Genomic DNA, 15193 nt, shown 5'->3' with positions numbered 1-15193 from the left:
ATCAATCTTTAGTAAGGCTGCCTGACTGAACTCGGGTCTTAGCGTAGATACTCAATAAAATGGTACCCCCAACGGCAATAGTTAGGACATTAGCCGTTCCTGCAATTAGGCCCTGAGCAAAGAGATAGGACCAAGCTTGTTTATACATCAGACGATCACCAAGAGGACAGATTAGACCATAAGCGATATAAACCGTAATAACCTGAACCAGATTGAAGTAAATCAATTCCTTAAGAGCAAATTTCCCTTTACTGACATCGTAAAATCGTCGAAAGAGGCCAAGTCCTAAGCCAATCAGACCACTGGCTAAAACCCAAGCCCAAGAAATACTCCCGTATTGAATTCCGTCCTTTAAGGCATGGCCGATAAAGCCGATAAAAAAGCCAGCTACTGGACCAAAGATAACCGAAAAGAGAGCCTGAACGGCATATTGTAATTGAATACTGGTATTGCCAAAGATGGGAATATTGATGAACATCCCGATAATCACGAACAGAGCTGCACCAATCCCAGTTGCTACAACGGTTTTAATAGAATTATTTTTTGTCATAATGACCTCCTCAACTTAAATCTTTTTGATTTCAATCCGACACTGGGGACCAACATTGTAGGCCTTGGCAAAGGACCCTTGATTAATGGCCAACCCGACACGATAGAGCGAATTAATATAAATAATCGGTTGGCCAATCCGGACATCGGCAAAGGACTTGCCGTAGGTGACCTGATTTTGATAGACCAGCATATCGTTATTGAAAATCGTCACTTCAAAGCGGTCGCCAAACTTAGGTTTTAGAGCATTGAACTCATCATTCTTGATGGAAGTCCAGAGCGAACCAAACCTGACATCTAAAATATCAACCGCTCCGCGAACCAGATTTTCCTCTACTAATGTCTCAACTACTGGCAGTTCAATGATTCGCTCAACCGAGAGCTCTGGACCCACATCCTCAAAAGCAAGGTGACCCGAAGCTAATTTAGCACCCGTATAGGCGTAGACATCTCGACCGTGAAAGGTATAGGAAAGTTCAGTATTTTCACGGCGATTCTTGAGCTCGGAAATTTCGCGAACAGCCTTAATACCAATATGTTCCTTGATATAAGACAGGGTCCCATTATCAGGAGTGACAATATATTGATTTTTTTGTGTCAGAGCGACCACACTTTTGCGGTCAGACCCGACACCCGGGTCAACGACAGAGATAAAAGTTGTCCCCCCTGGCCAGTATTCAACAGTTTGAAAGAGGCGATAGGAGCCTTCAAAAATATTATAGGGAGTGATATCATGAGTCAGATGATGAATTTTTAAATCACCATCTTCCTGCAAGGCAACCCCAACCATGGCCGAAACAGCTCCATCAACGAGACCGAAATCCGACTGTAAAACTAATAAATTATTTGCCATAGAAGCCTTCCTTTTTAGTGATATTAGTTTTCATTATAGCACACCCAAGAAGGTCATAAACTTAGCTATTTTCTATAACCAGTTATACTGATACTATTGGAAAAGCAAAAGATTAGTCAGCAAAGCAAATTAAGATTTGAAAATCTTAATTTGCAACAGCAGCCCCTACTGAGGCCCACCTATGCCTCCCACTAGCTTCAAAAGGAAAGCATCATCGGTTTTCCCTTTCTCAAGTCTCTTCGCTAACTCACTGTGGGCTAACTATTGGGAAAAGTTTTTAGCCAGGAATGACCCTACAAATGCCAAAAGCCCTGACCACTTTTTCTGACCAGAGCTTTGTATCCATTATGAATCTATACTTATTTCCCCAGGGCTTTCTTCTTACCCCAGGTTGAGAATTCGGCAACAGCGGTAAAGAGTACATCGGTGGAGGAGTTAAGGGCCGTTTCACAGGAGTCTTGGACCACACCGACGATGAAACCGGCACCGACCACCTGCATGGCTGTGTCATTATCAATTCCAAAGAGACTACAAGCCACCGGTATCAATAGCAGGGAACCACCGGCAACCCCAGAGGCCCCGCAGGCAGAGATAGCTGCAACCACACTTAAAATCAGAGCGGTCGCAAAATCGACATGAATGCCCAAGGTGGAAGTGGCCGCCAGGGTTAAGACATTGATGGTAACAGCAGCCCCAGCCATGTTGATGGTTGACCCTAAAGGAATCGAAACCGAATAAGTATCAGGATCCAAACCTAAATCCGCACACAATTTCATATTGACTGGAATATTTGCGGCTGATGACCGCGTAAAGAAGGCAGTAATCCCAGATTCTCGCAGGCACCGCAAAACCAATGGATAAGGATTACGCTGCATCATGATAAATGAAATAATAGGATTAACGACTAAGGCAACAAAAAGCATGGTTCCTACTAAAACCAGAATGAGAATTCCATATCTAGAGAGAACACTAATCCCATTTTCCGAGATTGTTGTAAAAACCAGACCCAGAATTCCAAAAGGAGCTAGGTTAATAATCCAACGAACAATCTGCGAAGTCACTTCAGCAATAGTCGTCAATAGCTCCTTAGTATGTTGGCTAGCTGTCCGCATGGCAAAACCAAAAACTACTGCCCAGACCAAAACGCCAATATAATTAGCCTCTACAAGGGCGTGGATGGGATTATCGACCATCTTAAGAAGCAGGGATTGGAAAACATCCCCAACTCCCTGAGGTGATTGTGAGACATTAGCTGCTGCCTTCGTCGCCGCACTAGATAAGGTCAATTTAATCGGAAAGAGGTAGTGGGAGATTACCGCCGTCAAGGCCGCTGCAAAAGTCCCAAACATGTAAAGACCAATAACTGTAGTCATGTTGGATTTCTGACCTTCACGTGTCTGCGATAGGGCATTGGCCACCAGGGCAAAAACTAAAAGCGGAGCAATAGCTTTGAGAGCCCCAACAAATAATTTCCCTAAGAGCCCGATGATTGAAACTTTAGGAATAACTAAGCCCAAAATAACACCGATGACAACGCCGATGGCAATTCGTTTTAAGAGACTGGTCCGATTCCAAGTTAACAGTATGCGTTTCAAAATTTTACCTCTTTATCTAACAGTTCGTTTAGTATGATATATAAAAACATCTTAATACAAAAGCCAACTTCCGTCAACACAGGCGATGATTGAGAAGCTCAACCTAGATAGTGAAGAACTTAATCTCACACTACAGCAACTAGAGATGGACTGTCTACCTTCCCGAAGGCCTTAAACGAACCATCATGGTCAGCCAGTTCATTTTTGTATCGCCAGGGGAAAGGGCATTGTCGTTCTATTTGGTTATGCCCTCTCTTATAGCGACTATAAAATCTGCTATAGCAGATTTCTTTGTCCAGACCAACTCTAGTAAAGTAGTATTATCCACTGCTTCGACAGAGTTATCTCAAGCCTTCCTTGCAAACGATAGAGCCGAAATCAAGCTGATTTCGGCTCTAAATTTATTTATGACTGAGCTTATGTGTTAAGAAATCTCCTGTGAACTGAATGATGAAAATTAGGAGTAGGATAAAGATAGTCGCTACTAGGGTGATATCGCCTTGAAAACGTTGGTAACCATAGGCAATAGCAACATTCCCTAAACCACCAGCACCAATGGCACCCGCCATAGCAGTCTCACCAACCAATGAAATCAAGGTAACCGTAGAAACACGGATAAGTTCCGGAAGGCCTTCACTGAGATAGATTTTGATGATATCCCAGAGGGTCGCCCCACTAGCCTGACCCGCTTCAATCACCCCTCTATCCATTTCTGAGAAGACCACCTGAACTTGGCGGGCAAAGAAGGGAAAGGTCGCTGCTGATAAAGGTACCAAAGCAGCTGTTGCCCCCAGAGTTGTTCCCGCCAGCAAGAGAGTTAGTCCAGACAAAATGGCCAACAAAATAATAAATGGAATGGCACGGAAGATGGAAACAATTTTATCTAGAATCCAGAAAACCAGTCGATTTTCAATGACACCACCAGGACCTGTCAAAACAAGAAAGAGCCCGGCAATCAGCCCCAAAGAGCCTCCAATCAAAAAGCTCCAAAAGGTCATGTAGAGGGTCGCTAAAATCGCAGACCACCAACCCAAATCGCCAGTCCAACCAAGCTGGTAAGCATTAGGTAAATACTTTTCAATTAGTTCCATTATTTGCTACCTCCCTTCAAAATTGTGACGGAAACTTCAGCCTTTTCAATAACTTGTAAGGCAGTATCAACCTGTTGACCAGATAAGACGACAACCATCTCACCCACAGGCGTATCCTCTAAAATTTCAATATTGGCATAAAGAATATTGGCTGAAACCTCATAATTTTTGTATAAGCTATTCAACAAAGGTTCATCTGTTGCTGCTCCAGCATACCGAAGTAAGACCAGACGATCATTTACTCCTAAATGTTCAACCACCTCTTGACGGTTAATTTTAACCAAGGCCTCATCTATCCCAGTTGCTGTCTTAATAAAATCCTGAGTTAGGGGCTGCTTAGGATTGGAGAAGATTTCCAAGGTGGAGCCTTCTTCAATTAGGGAGCCGTTTTGCATGACCGCCACACGATTACAGATCTCCTTAACAATCTGCATCTCATGGGTAATCATAACGACTGTTAAGCCCAATTTCTTATTCAAATCTTGCAGGAGAGCAAGAATTTGTTTAGTAGTCTTGGGATCGAGGGCCGAGGTAGATTCATCCGAAATCAGAATCTTAGGATCATTTGCCAGAGCCCGAGCAATTGCAACCCGTTGCTTTTGACCACCAGACAACTGGGCCGGATAATTCTCGGCTCTATCAGCCAAACCTACCAAGTCTAAGAGTTCTTCAACCTTCTTAGCCTTCGCTTCCTTTGATAGGTCCGAATGGCGGAGGGCAAAGGCGATATTTTGCCTTGCCGTTTTTTGAGCCATCAGGTTAAAATGTTGGAAAATCATGCCGATTTCTCGACGTTTATATCGTAATTTACCAGAATCTAAAGTCACCTTTTCCTTATCGAACAAGGTATCACCAGCTACTTTAACCCTACCTGCCGTAGGAATTTGGAGTAGATTGATAGCCCTCACTAAGGTAGATTTACCAGCACCAGAATAACCAACAATACCGTATATATCACCTTGATTGATATGGACAGTCACATCTTTGACAGCCTCAATCACCTTTTTCTTTTGGTGGAAAGTAATATCAATATGGTCTAATTGAATAATCGCTTCACTCATAGGACTTTATTAACTCCTTAACTAATTCAATGTGAGTATAATAATCTGCAATTGAAATATTTTCGTCGCCTGCATGATCTCGACTATTAGCATTTCCAAGACCGAAGGCCGCCATAGGGACCTGCAGGGCTTGATGAATCAGTTGCATAGGACCTGTCCCAGCAGCTGTTGGCAAGAGGGCAATTCCTGCTGGATACAAGTCTTTGGCCAAATTACTGACTCGAAGAATGGGTCCAGCCGACATATCAGATCGATAACTTTCCTCGCCGAGAGTATAAATTACCTCAACCTGGTCAAAGCCATGCCTGAGCAGATGACGCTTAATTTTATCAATAACATCAAGCGGTGTCAATCCCGGCACCAATCGCATTTCCATCTTAGCAGTAGCCGTTGAAGGAATAATAGTTTTGACGCCTTGCCCCAGATAACCGGAACTAATTCCCTCTATAGTTAAAGCAGGCTCAAAGAAGTATCTCCTTAGAAAGTCTCGCCTATCCTCAAGCATCACCGGTAGCTTTAAGTCATACAACTGACTTAAATTATCCCCGTTCTCGATAGCATATTGTTCAACCAGCTCCAATTCTCTTGGTGAAGGCCTTTGGACCTGCTCGTAAATATCATCAATCAGAATGCGTCCCTTGTCATCTCGCATACTATTAATAGCTTTAAGGAGATACCAGGTTGCAGATTCAATCACACCACCAAATTTTGAATGGATATCTACACTGGCACTTTTAACGGATAAGTCAAAGGTAATAATCCCCTTATTGCCACCCGTAATTTCCAACTGCCCCTTAACATTTTTAATTCCCTGTTCCCAGATTAAAAAATCAGCTGGCAAAAGCTTTTCGGCATGCTTTTCTAAGTACTTTTCTAAATCTGTTGAAGCAGACTCTTCAGCTCCTTCTATCATAAAGGTAAGATTAAGGGGTAGGTCTCCCTCTTCTTCCAAGTACTTACGCACAGCTGTCAACCGTGCAATGATATGACCCTTATCATCATCAACACCACGGCCGTAGATATAACCATCTCTTGTCGTTAAACTAAATGGATCTCCAGTCCAAACCTGATCTGCATCAGCTGGAACCGTATCATAATGGTTATAAAAAATGATGGTCTTAGCTTGGGGATTGGGACTCTTGAACTTGGCAATGAAAAAGGGAGCCTTATAGCTATCATCAATGAAGACTTCAGCTCCAGCCTGACTGAAAATTTTCCCCAGATAGTCCGCCACTTCTGCCAAACCAATCTCTTGAGCAAAGATGGATTTTTTAGCAATTAATTCTTTTAGAATAGCAAAATATTCTTGAGTCAGCTGATCGTGGTTAAACTTATTAATTTGTTCTTGCTCTCTTGAATTAGTCATTAAGACGTCCTCCTAATAATAAAAGAGGGCTGAAAACACAAATGACTCAGCTCCTCTTATCTTCATCTAGTCTTTTATTACTTACTGGATGACGCTAGCTTGGGAGCACCCTTCCAAGCAGCTTTGTCAACACCATTAGTTGACTTATTAATCAATTTTGCAATCTTATCTGATTGGTAAATCTTGACTAAAGTCTTAATAGCATCAGCCTTGTTAGATTTTTTCCAGTTCTTCTTCGCTGCAATCACATTGACCCAATCCTTTGAAGTCGCATCGATAGCTTCTGTATAAAGTGTTGTCTTATAATCAATCTTTCCTTCTTGGGCATAGGCATTATTGATAACAGCAGCATCTAAAGATTTATTCTTCAAGTTGCTCACTAATTGTTCAGCACTAACCTCTGTAATTTTAATATCCTTAGAATTTTCAGTAATATCCTTCAAAGTTGCTAGAGCACCATTCTTGGTTGAGAGCTTAATCAAACCAGCTGCCTGCAACAAGAAGAGAGCACGGCTCTCATTGGAAGCATCGTTAGGGATAGCGATTTTAGCTCCCTCCGGAAGATCCTTGACACTCGAATATTCTGCCTTACCAGATGAGTTTGTTTGTGAGAAGAGGCGGATTGGGCTGATAAGCGTATCTCCAACCGCCACTAGATTCCCCTTGTTTTCCTTGTTCCAGTTATTAAGAAAATAATAGTGCTGGAAAGCATTGACATCAACTTGTCCTGTTGACAGGGCCTTATTAGGTTGGTTATAGTCTGTAAATTGAACGTATTTGATAGTTATTCCTTTTTTAGCAGCATCCTTTTTAACTTGGTCCCAGACAGGTTTTGTTGTATCATCCAAGGTCATGATACCAACCTTAAGCTCATTTTTACTGCTTGACTTGGAACCACAAGCTGTCAAGAATAAGGTGGCTGCAATGGCCACTGTAATAATTCCAATTATCTTTTTCCACTTCATAAGAGAACCTCTTTTCTAATTTATCATGTGCCTATTATCCCACAAGGAAAGACAGCTTTCAAATTGTTTATTATTGTATAGACTTATAACTAATAACTATAGCATGGAGACTGCCAACAAAAAAAGGAGTGAGACCAAAATCATGATTTCGAAGAAATCGATTTGCCTCACTCTCCAATTTTAAGGTTCGGGAAGAAATAGTCTATCCCCAGACTATTTCTTTCTCACCCCCGCAAAGTTGAACTGGTCTGGTTTCCTCAAACAGTCTCCCAGACTGTTTGACCTGTCCCGAAAGGGATAAGTACTTTACCGCCGTTTCACTGGCATGTGAGTGACTAAACGTTAAAGCGTCAAGCCACTCATCACAAATCAACCACTGCGTCAAGGTGTTTGACGTTGAAAAAGTAACGAGGTGAAAACTTTTGTCACAGTCTCCTTTGCTTATTTATTTGAAGGCACTTTCATTTCCTTAGCTGTAGGAACATAATCCTTGTTGCCCAGATATTTCTCAGCTAACTTAGATAGGGTACCATCTTTCTGTAAGGCTTCCAAACGTTTATTGACAAACTTTTGCAAATCCTTTTGGTCGCTAGAGAAGACAAAGTAGATAAATGGTTTTTGGTCAGAAGGCACATCAATAGTCTTCAAATTTGACAGATTTTGGCTCTTAATGACCGCATTGACAGTTGGGGCATCAAAGAGTTTGAAATCATATTTACCATCATTCAAGCTCCGCAAGATTTGCGGAATATCTTCTTCTGTATAGTTGATTTTAACCTGATTATCGGGATGCTTCTTATTATAGTCCTCCAATTGCTTGGCCGTTGTTGTCCCCTGAACGACTTGAGTTGAGTAACCGCCAATATCATCGAAGGACTTAATATCACTGTCTTTACCTACAGTCAAGACCGTCGGTGTTGTTCCGGTAGGCTCAGAATAGAGGTAGCGTTTTGCCCGATCCTTATCATAAGAGATATTGTTTCCGGCCATTTGGTATTTACTAGAACCGAGACCGTCAAAAACAGAAGACCACTCGGTCTTTTTGAAATTAACCTTGTATTTATCAGAGCCCTTGAAAACGGCCTTGGCCACTTCAATATCATAACCTGTCAGATTACCGCTCTTGTCTTCATAAGAGAATGGATTAGTAGTTCCAACCGTCGCAAAGTTAACGGTCTCTTTACTAGAAGACTTGGAACCACAGGCTGCTAGTATGGCCACAGAAGCTACTGCCACAGCTCCAAACTTCACAATATTTTTAAGTTTCATGAAAAAACTCCTCACAATTTAAGTATAGTTTCATTTTACCATCTTTAGACAGGGCAAACAAATATTTAAAACTAATCAAGCGATAGGCATTTTTTATCACCCTTTTATCTTTTCCTATCAAAAAAAGGCCTACCTTGCACTCACAAGGCTGGGCCTACTTAACAGGTCTCAAACCGCTTTAAAATTTTTCCCTTGGGCCTTTTCCCTCTTTGTAAATCTGACTTTATAAAAAAGGACACAATAAAACAAAAATCACTGTCTCAATCAAGCACCATCCCGTTTTCAAGCTAGCCCTAGAAATCAATCTGGCCTTTTCCGGCCTCTTTGGTATATTTCTTGATAAAGTCACTCTTAGCCTCTGTATAGCCATTTCGATCATGCTCAAATTCCTTCCACAAGCTTAGCTTAATTTTCTGGTAAGCCTGAGCTATATCTGGATGCAAACGCAGATAGTCCCTGAAATAAATCTCATCACAATCCCCCATCAGACGCAAATGCAGATGAAAGACCTTGTCCGCAAAGCCATTTTGAGTGTATCCCTTATTAAGAGAAATTCGCTCGGGCTCTTCTGACATCACCCGCCAACCATTTGCGACTAACAATTTCCTAGATTGAACCATATCCGCAGGTGATGCTACTTCTATCAAGATATCAACTATATTCTTAGCCCAGATATTTGGAATGGCTGTGCTACCAATGTGCTCAATGTTTTTTATTAAGTCAGGGCCTAACACTTTCTCCAAGTCAGCTTTTTCTGACACATACCAATTCTGCCACTGCGTTTTATGTTCCACCAGAAAAATCGGAAAAAGCTGCCAGAGCTCTTCCAAGCTCATTTCTTCAAGCGATTTCGTCATAGGAGACCCCATGTCCCGCTGGCATCCTGCTTAATCTTGCCGGCCTTCATGAGACCACCTAGGGCCTTTTTGAATTGGCCCTTAGAGATACCAAAGGTAGCCTTGATTTCTGCTGGCGATGACTTATCATTGAGGGTCATAAACCCGCCCTGGCCTTCTAAATAGGTCAAAATCATCTGGGCATCAGCTTCCAACATTTCAAAAGAACGGGGCTTGAGCGAGAGATTGAGAGTGCGGTCAACCTGTCGGTAACCAATGACACGGGCTTCCAGCTCCTGTCCTAAACGAGGTTCTGTGTAACGCTCGCTGGGATGAATGAAGCCCAACATATTATTATCAGGCAAATAGACAAAAGTACCTGATAATTTGAGACGGTAGACGATGGCCCGCAGCTTCTCATTTTGCATATTATCGTAGGCGGGACTAGCTAGCTTTTGAAAGACCTCTGCTGGAGCAGGAAGGGCCCAGATACGGTCTTTCTTGTCAACCTCCAAGGACACGTAGAGCTTATCACCCTTCTTAGGCCAAAGCTCCTTAATCTCTGGCAGAACGTCCAGAGAAACGACGACTTGCTTATCAGGAAGGCCTGTATCCAGAAAGACTCCCAGGTCCCGACGGACCTCGGTCACTACACCCCAGCCATAGCTGTCGCGAGTAGCTGAAATTGGCAGGGTGGTCAGGCGAAGCTTTTGATGGAGGTCGCTATAGGCAAAGCCCTGGACCATCTGACCCAGCTGGTGGTCACCCTCCGTCTTATCCAAGGCCAGGGTCACTCCATCCTTTTGCACAAAATAATAGTGCTCATTTTGGTCAGTCACCATAGCTGTAATGGTTTTTGCTAGTATATTATTCATTGGATTTCCTCATTGAACAGGAAAGGTCTGAGACGCTCCAGTCCCAGACCCTCTCTGCTTGCTTTTAAACGGTTAGCAATTCTTTTTCTTTTTCGTTGGTCATGCTATCAATCTTCTTGACAGCATCATCCGTAGCTTTTTGGATATCTTTTTCCAAAGACTTGAGTTCATCTTCAGTGATTTCCTTATTTTTTTCTTGCTTTTTAGCATCATCCATAGCATCCCGACGGATATTGCGGATGGCAACCTTGGCATTTTCTCCAAGTTTTTTCACTTCCTTAGCCAATTCCCTACGCGTTTCTTCGGTCAAGGCTGGGATAACTAAGCGAATAACAGAACCATCGTTGGCTGGATTAATACCTAAGTCTGACTCGTTGATAGCCCGCTCAATTTCCTTGATAGAGCTTTTATCAAATGGGGAAATTAAGAGAACTCGAGCTTCCGGAACGGTGATAGAAGCCAATTGATTAAGGGGAGTTGGAGCTCCGTAATAGTCTACTTCAATTCGGTCCAAAAGGCTGGCATTTGCACGGCCAGCACGGATAGCAGAAAATTCACGTCCCAAGGCTTCGTGGGAATGTTTAAAACGTTCGTTTGCTTTATCAATAATTGGATTTGCCATAATCAATTCCTTTTCTTTTTAGTGAGAAGATTTGTTTGAAACAGTTGTTCCGATTGGTTCACCGAAGACGACCCGTCTGATATTACCAGGCTCATTCATGTTGAAGACAACCAGGTCAATATCATTATCCATAGACATAGTCGCAGCCGTTGCATCCATAATCTTAAGGCCACGTTTGATAACTTCCACATGGGTCAATTCATCAAACTTAACAGCATCGGCATTCTTACGAGGGTCATCATTATAGACACCATCGACACCGTTCTTGGCCATGAGAATAGCATCAGCTTCAACTTCGGCTGCCCGCAGAGCCGCTGTTGTGTCCGTTGAGAAGTAAGGAGAGCCAATACCAGCACCAAAGATAACAATCCGACCCTTTTCAAGGTGACGCAGGGCCCGACCACGAATGTAAGGCTCGGCAACAGATTGCATGGCAATGGCTGTCTGCACCCGGGTGTCAACACCAACCTGCTTGAGGCTGTCTGCCATAACCAAGGCATTCATGACGGTCCCCAACATGCCGGTGTAGTCGGCCTGAACACGGTCCATACCAGCCTGAGCAGCTGGCTCTCCCCGCCAGAGGTTACCACCACCGATAACCAAGGCAATTTGCACGCCCAGCTCATGAACCTCAGCAATCTCCTTGGCTATAGTTTGAACAGTTGGCAAGTCAATCCCGACTCCCTTAGCACCCGCCAAGGCTTCACCAGAGAGCTTAATCAAGACACGTTTGTACTTTGGTTCTACCATCAATCTATCTCCTCTTCAATTCGAACTCATCCTAATTATTTTATCATAAATGAAGCCTTTCTCCTAGCAGTTTAAAAAATAAATTTCCAAGCCGAAAAGGCCATTGAAAATAGAGGAAGCTGTCTGAAGTGAAACTGGGGTGGACCTATTTTATCGAGAACATGAAAAAAGGCCGGCCCAGCCGATCCTTTTTCTAATTTAGTTAATAGATTAAAGTGAGTTGCTATCTACCTTGATACCAACACCTTGAGTGGTTGAGATTGCAAGGTTAGTGATGTAAGCACCTTTAACAGTTGCTGGTTTAGCCTTAGCGATAACATCGTTGAAAGCTTTGAAGTTTTCTACCAACTTGTCAGCATCAAAAGATACTTTACCAATGATAGCTTGCACGTTACCAGCCTTGTCAGCACGGTAAGTGATTTTACCACCCTTAGATTCTTCAACAGCCTTGGCAACATCCATAGTTACTGTACCAGTCTTAGGGTTTGGCATAAGGTTACGTGGGCCGAGGACACGTCCAAGACGACCAACGATTGCCATCATATCAGGTGTTGCGATAACAACATCGAAGTCCAACCAACCATCGTTGATTTTAGCAACGAGGTCATCTTCCCCAACGAAGTCTGCACCAGCAGCCTTAGCTTCTTCAGCTTTAGCACCACGAGCGAAAACAAGAACTCGTTGAGTTTTGCCAGTACCGTTTGGCAAGACCATTGCCCCACGGATTTGTTGGTCAGCCTTCTTAACATCAATGTTAAGGTTGTAGGCAACTTCTACAGTTGCATCAAATTTTGCGAAGTTTGTTTCTTTTGCGAGTGCAACAGCTTCTTCAACGCTGTATGCTTTAGAAGTATCTACCTTCTCAAGAGCAGCACGCATTTGTTTGCTTTTTTTAGCCATGTTATTCTTTCTCCTTGTGTAATGTGGTCCTATCGACTTTCATCTTCCACACCTTCACCGGCAAGCGATGAATGCGGGTGTCTTAGAATTCCTATTAGTCAGTAACAGTGAATCCCATTGAACGAGCAGTACCTTCGATCATGCGCATAGCAGATTCAATGTTTGCAGCGTTCAGGTCAGGCATCTTGGTTTGAGCGATTTCTTGTACTTGTGCACGAGTAACGCTAGCAACCTTAGTTTTGTTTGGTTCACCTGAACCCTTGTCGACACCGGCAGCCTTTTTCAAAAGAACAGCAGCTGGTGGAGTTTTTGTGATGAAATCAAATGATTTATCTTCATACACAGAGATAACAACTGGGATCAGCATACCTGCTTGGTCAGCAGTACGAGCGTTAAACTCTTTGGTGAATCCCATGATGTTGATTCCGGCTTGACCAAGAGCAGGTCCAACCGGTGGAGCTGGAGTCGCTTTACCAGCAGGAATTTGAAGTTTTACGACATTTTCGACTTTTTTAGCCATTTGTAATTTCCTCCTTTGTGGTTTTGGCGGTAAGAATAGATTTTACTCAAGAGAAAACAAGGGAGAGACCAGTCAAGGCGCTACAGATAGGACTCGAGTCCAGCAAAACGCATTAACGAAGTATCTGTTTATTTTATAAAGAGTAGTTACCTCCCACAGGCATGCCTAGGGTACCAGACACACCCTTAATATTATACAGGAATAGGCTGATTTTGCAAGGATTTTTCACTTTTTCCTCAGAATAAGTTTACTTTATTCTCTAATCAGGATAAAATAGTCTTATGATATACATTTTCGCAGTTCTCTACTTCTTTATCATCCCCTTTTTGGCCCAATCCCTGGTCCGCTATTTTGATCTCAAACGCTTTAGCATCAAATTTCCTGACCTCTCCCTACCCTTCTTAGCAGTAGCCATCATTTATATCTCGGGGCGCTACTTCACCCATAATTTTTTCCCGCAGTACCTCCTGATGATGTGCATGCTAGCTATCGCCACCTGCCTCTTCATCTTGCGCAAGGCCGGGAAGATTAGGATCTTCTCCTACAAACGTTTCTTCAAGCTCTTTTGGCGCATGGGTTATCTGCTAACCGCTATCTTTTATATTGTGACTATTGTTTTAATCGCTCTCAGATAAAAAACCAAAATGATAAAGTCTATCAATCAACTAGCAAGCCTATTTTCAAACTTTCTGATCATTTTCAAAATTCCTTTTCCTAATCTAATCGTGAGAATCACAGCTTACTGATTAATCTGCTATAATAATGGGAGAAATTTGAATTGAAGGATATCATTATGAAACTTATTTCTTGGAACATAGATTCGCTCAACACCGCTCTGACTAGTGATTCAGCCAGAGCCCTCCTTTCGCGTCAGGTTATTGCCAGCTTAGTTGACCAAGATGCCGACATTATTGCCATTCAGGAAACTAAACTCTCTGCCAAGGGGCCAACCAAAAAGCACCTGGCCCTCCTAGAGGACTATTTCCCAGACTATCAAATTGCCTGGCGGTCCTCAGTAGAACCGGCCCGTAAAGGCTACGCTGGCACCATGTTCCTCTACAAGTCCAACCTGCCAGAGCCAAGCATTACCTATCCAGAAATTGATGCTCCTTCAACCATGGATGACGAAGGTCGAATTATTACCCTAGAGTTTGATAAGTTCTTCGTCACCCAAGTCTATACCCCCAATGCTGGAGATGGTCTCCGCCGTTTGGAGGAAAGACAAATATGGGACCAAAAATATGCCGACTACCTAGTAGGCTTAGATCAGCAAAAACCTGTCCTAGCTAGTGGTGACTACAATGTTGCCCACAAGGAAATTGACCTAGCCAATCCCTCTAGCAACCGGCGCTCTCCTGGCTTTACCGACGAAGAACGCCAAGGCTTTACTAACCTGCTAGACAAGGGCTTCACCGATACCTTCCGCTACATGCACGGCGACATTCCTGATGTTTACTCCTGGTGGGCTCAACGCAGCAAGACCAGCAAGATTAACAACACCGGCTGGCGGATTGACTACTGGCTGACCAGCAACCGCATCGCTGATAAAATCAGCAAGTCCGATATGATTGACTCTGGTAGCCGCCAGGACCACGGACCGATTGTTTTGGAGATAGATTTATAAGATAAATTGTAAAATATAGTGCAACAAAAAAACTCATAGCGTTTCATTGGTGTAAACTGTAAGTAACCACACAAACAGAACCCGAGGAAAAACTATGAGCTACTCCCATCTTACCATAACCGACCGAATAAAGATAGAAACCTACTTAGAATTAGGTTTGAAACCTTGCCAAATTGCAAATAAACTTGGCGTCCATAAGTCTACTATTTCAAGAGAGTTAAGACGATGCCAAAATGGTTATTCCGCAGCCTTAGCACAGGAACAGTACGACCACAGGGCTAAGCAAAAAGGTCGGAAGTCTCGTTTGACACCAAAGT

17 protein-coding genes are annotated in these 15193 nt (G+C 43.0%); 3 read left to right on the top strand and 14 right to left on the bottom strand.

Features of this window, described 5'->3' with window-relative positions; genetic code table 11:
- Position 1: 1 nt before the first annotated feature.
- The 14 genes from BS63_RS0100085 to rplK all read right to left on the bottom strand — a co-directional run bounded on the left by BS63_RS0100085 (position 2) and on the right by rplK (position 13252).
- A complete protein-coding gene (locus BS63_RS0100085; RefSeq protein ID WP_002959070.1) occupies positions 2 to 550 on the bottom strand; it encodes an ECF-type riboflavin transporter substrate-binding protein in 549 nt (182 codons plus the stop codon).
- A 15-nt stretch (positions 551 to 565) separates the two neighbouring features.
- Complete coding sequence (locus BS63_RS0100080) at positions 566 to 1402, bottom strand: SAM hydrolase/SAM-dependent halogenase family protein (RefSeq protein WP_002959068.1); 837 nt, start codon at positions 1400 to 1402, stop codon at positions 566 to 568.
- Between the two features lie 359 nt (positions 1403 to 1761).
- Positions 1762 to 2997 carry a serine/threonine transporter SstT gene (gene sstT, locus BS63_RS0100075; RefSeq protein WP_019768660.1) on the bottom strand — a complete coding sequence of 412 codons (1236 nt, stop codon included), beginning with the start codon at positions 2995 to 2997 and terminating at the stop codon, positions 1762 to 1764.
- Between the two features lie 401 nt (positions 2998 to 3398).
- Positions 3399 to 4088, bottom strand: coding sequence for a methionine ABC transporter permease (locus tag BS63_RS0100070; RefSeq protein ID WP_002959062.1), 690 nt, complete (start codon positions 4086 to 4088; stop codon positions 3399 to 3401).
- Positions 4088 to 5149, bottom strand: a complete 1062-nt coding sequence (locus BS63_RS0100065) for a methionine ABC transporter ATP-binding protein (protein ID WP_002959060.1) — start codon at positions 5147 to 5149, stop codon at positions 4088 to 4090. The genes BS63_RS0100070 and BS63_RS0100065 overlap by 1 nt, the downstream gene beginning before the upstream one ends.
- Positions 5142 to 6515 (bottom strand): M20/M25/M40 family metallo-hydrolase, encoded by a 1374-nt coding sequence (locus tag BS63_RS0100060; RefSeq protein WP_002959058.1) that lies wholly within the window; start codon positions 6513 to 6515, stop codon positions 5142 to 5144. The genes BS63_RS0100065 and BS63_RS0100060 overlap by 8 nt, the downstream gene beginning before the upstream one ends.
- Before the next feature lie 77 nt (positions 6516 to 6592).
- On the bottom strand, positions 6593 to 7480 hold the full coding sequence (locus BS63_RS0100055) for a MetQ/NlpA family ABC transporter substrate-binding protein (protein WP_002959057.1): 888 nt from the start codon (positions 7478 to 7480) through the stop codon (positions 6593 to 6595).
- A gap of 441 nt (positions 7481 to 7921) precedes the next feature.
- Positions 7922 to 8749 (bottom strand): amino acid ABC transporter substrate-binding protein, encoded by an 828-nt coding sequence (locus BS63_RS0100050; RefSeq protein ID WP_002961845.1) that lies wholly within the window; start codon positions 8747 to 8749, stop codon positions 7922 to 7924.
- A gap of 293 nt (positions 8750 to 9042) precedes the next feature.
- Positions 9043 to 9606, bottom strand: a complete 564-nt coding sequence (locus tag BS63_RS0100045; RefSeq protein WP_028798367.1) for a GrpB family protein — start codon at positions 9604 to 9606, stop codon at positions 9043 to 9045.
- A complete protein-coding gene (locus tag BS63_RS0100040; RefSeq protein WP_002961848.1) occupies positions 9603 to 10460 on the bottom strand; it encodes a CvfB family protein in 858 nt (285 codons plus the stop codon). The genes BS63_RS0100045 and BS63_RS0100040 overlap by 4 nt, the downstream gene beginning before the upstream one ends.
- A gap of 64 nt (positions 10461 to 10524) precedes the next feature.
- Entirely contained in the window at positions 10525 to 11082 is a 558-nt protein-coding gene (frr, locus tag BS63_RS0100035) for a ribosome recycling factor (protein ID WP_002961851.1), read from the bottom strand.
- An 18-nt stretch (positions 11083 to 11100) separates the two neighbouring features.
- Entirely contained in the window at positions 11101 to 11832 is a 732-nt protein-coding gene (pyrH, locus tag BS63_RS0100030; protein ID WP_003001144.1) for a UMP kinase, read from the bottom strand.
- 210 nt (positions 11833 to 12042) lie between these two features.
- A complete protein-coding gene (gene rplA, locus BS63_RS0100025) occupies positions 12043 to 12732 on the bottom strand; it encodes a 50S ribosomal protein L1 (RefSeq protein ID WP_002961854.1) in 690 nt (229 codons plus the stop codon).
- Positions 12733 to 12826: 94 nt separating this feature from the next.
- Complete coding sequence (gene rplK, locus BS63_RS0100020; protein WP_002961855.1) at positions 12827 to 13252, bottom strand: 50S ribosomal protein L11; 426 nt, start codon at positions 13250 to 13252, stop codon at positions 12827 to 12829.
- Positions 13253 to 13533: 281 nt separating this feature from the next.
- On the opposite strand from rplK, the gene BS63_RS0100015 reads away from it, so the two are divergent.
- The 3 genes from BS63_RS0100015 to BS63_RS01000000110725 form a co-directional block, all read left to right on the top strand.
- On the top strand, positions 13534 to 13887 hold the full coding sequence (locus BS63_RS0100015) for a DUF3397 domain-containing protein (RefSeq protein ID WP_002961857.1): 354 nt from the start codon (positions 13534 to 13536) through the stop codon (positions 13885 to 13887).
- Positions 13888 to 14045: 158 nt separating this feature from the next.
- Positions 14046 to 14876 (top strand): exodeoxyribonuclease III, encoded by an 831-nt coding sequence (locus BS63_RS0100010; RefSeq protein WP_002961859.1) that lies wholly within the window; start codon positions 14046 to 14048, stop codon positions 14874 to 14876.
- 94 nt (positions 14877 to 14970) lie between these two features.
- The coding region (locus BS63_RS01000000110725) for a helix-turn-helix domain-containing protein (protein ID WP_032798520.1) at positions 14971 to 15193 on the top strand (223 nt) is incomplete at its 3' end.

Origin of the sequence: Streptococcus sobrinus DSM 20742 = ATCC 33478 (assembly GCF_000686605.1) — a bacterium.
GTDB lineage: Bacteria > Bacillota > Bacilli > Lactobacillales > Streptococcaceae > Streptococcus > Streptococcus sobrinus.
This window is presented reverse-complemented; position numbering and strand designations above follow the sequence as displayed.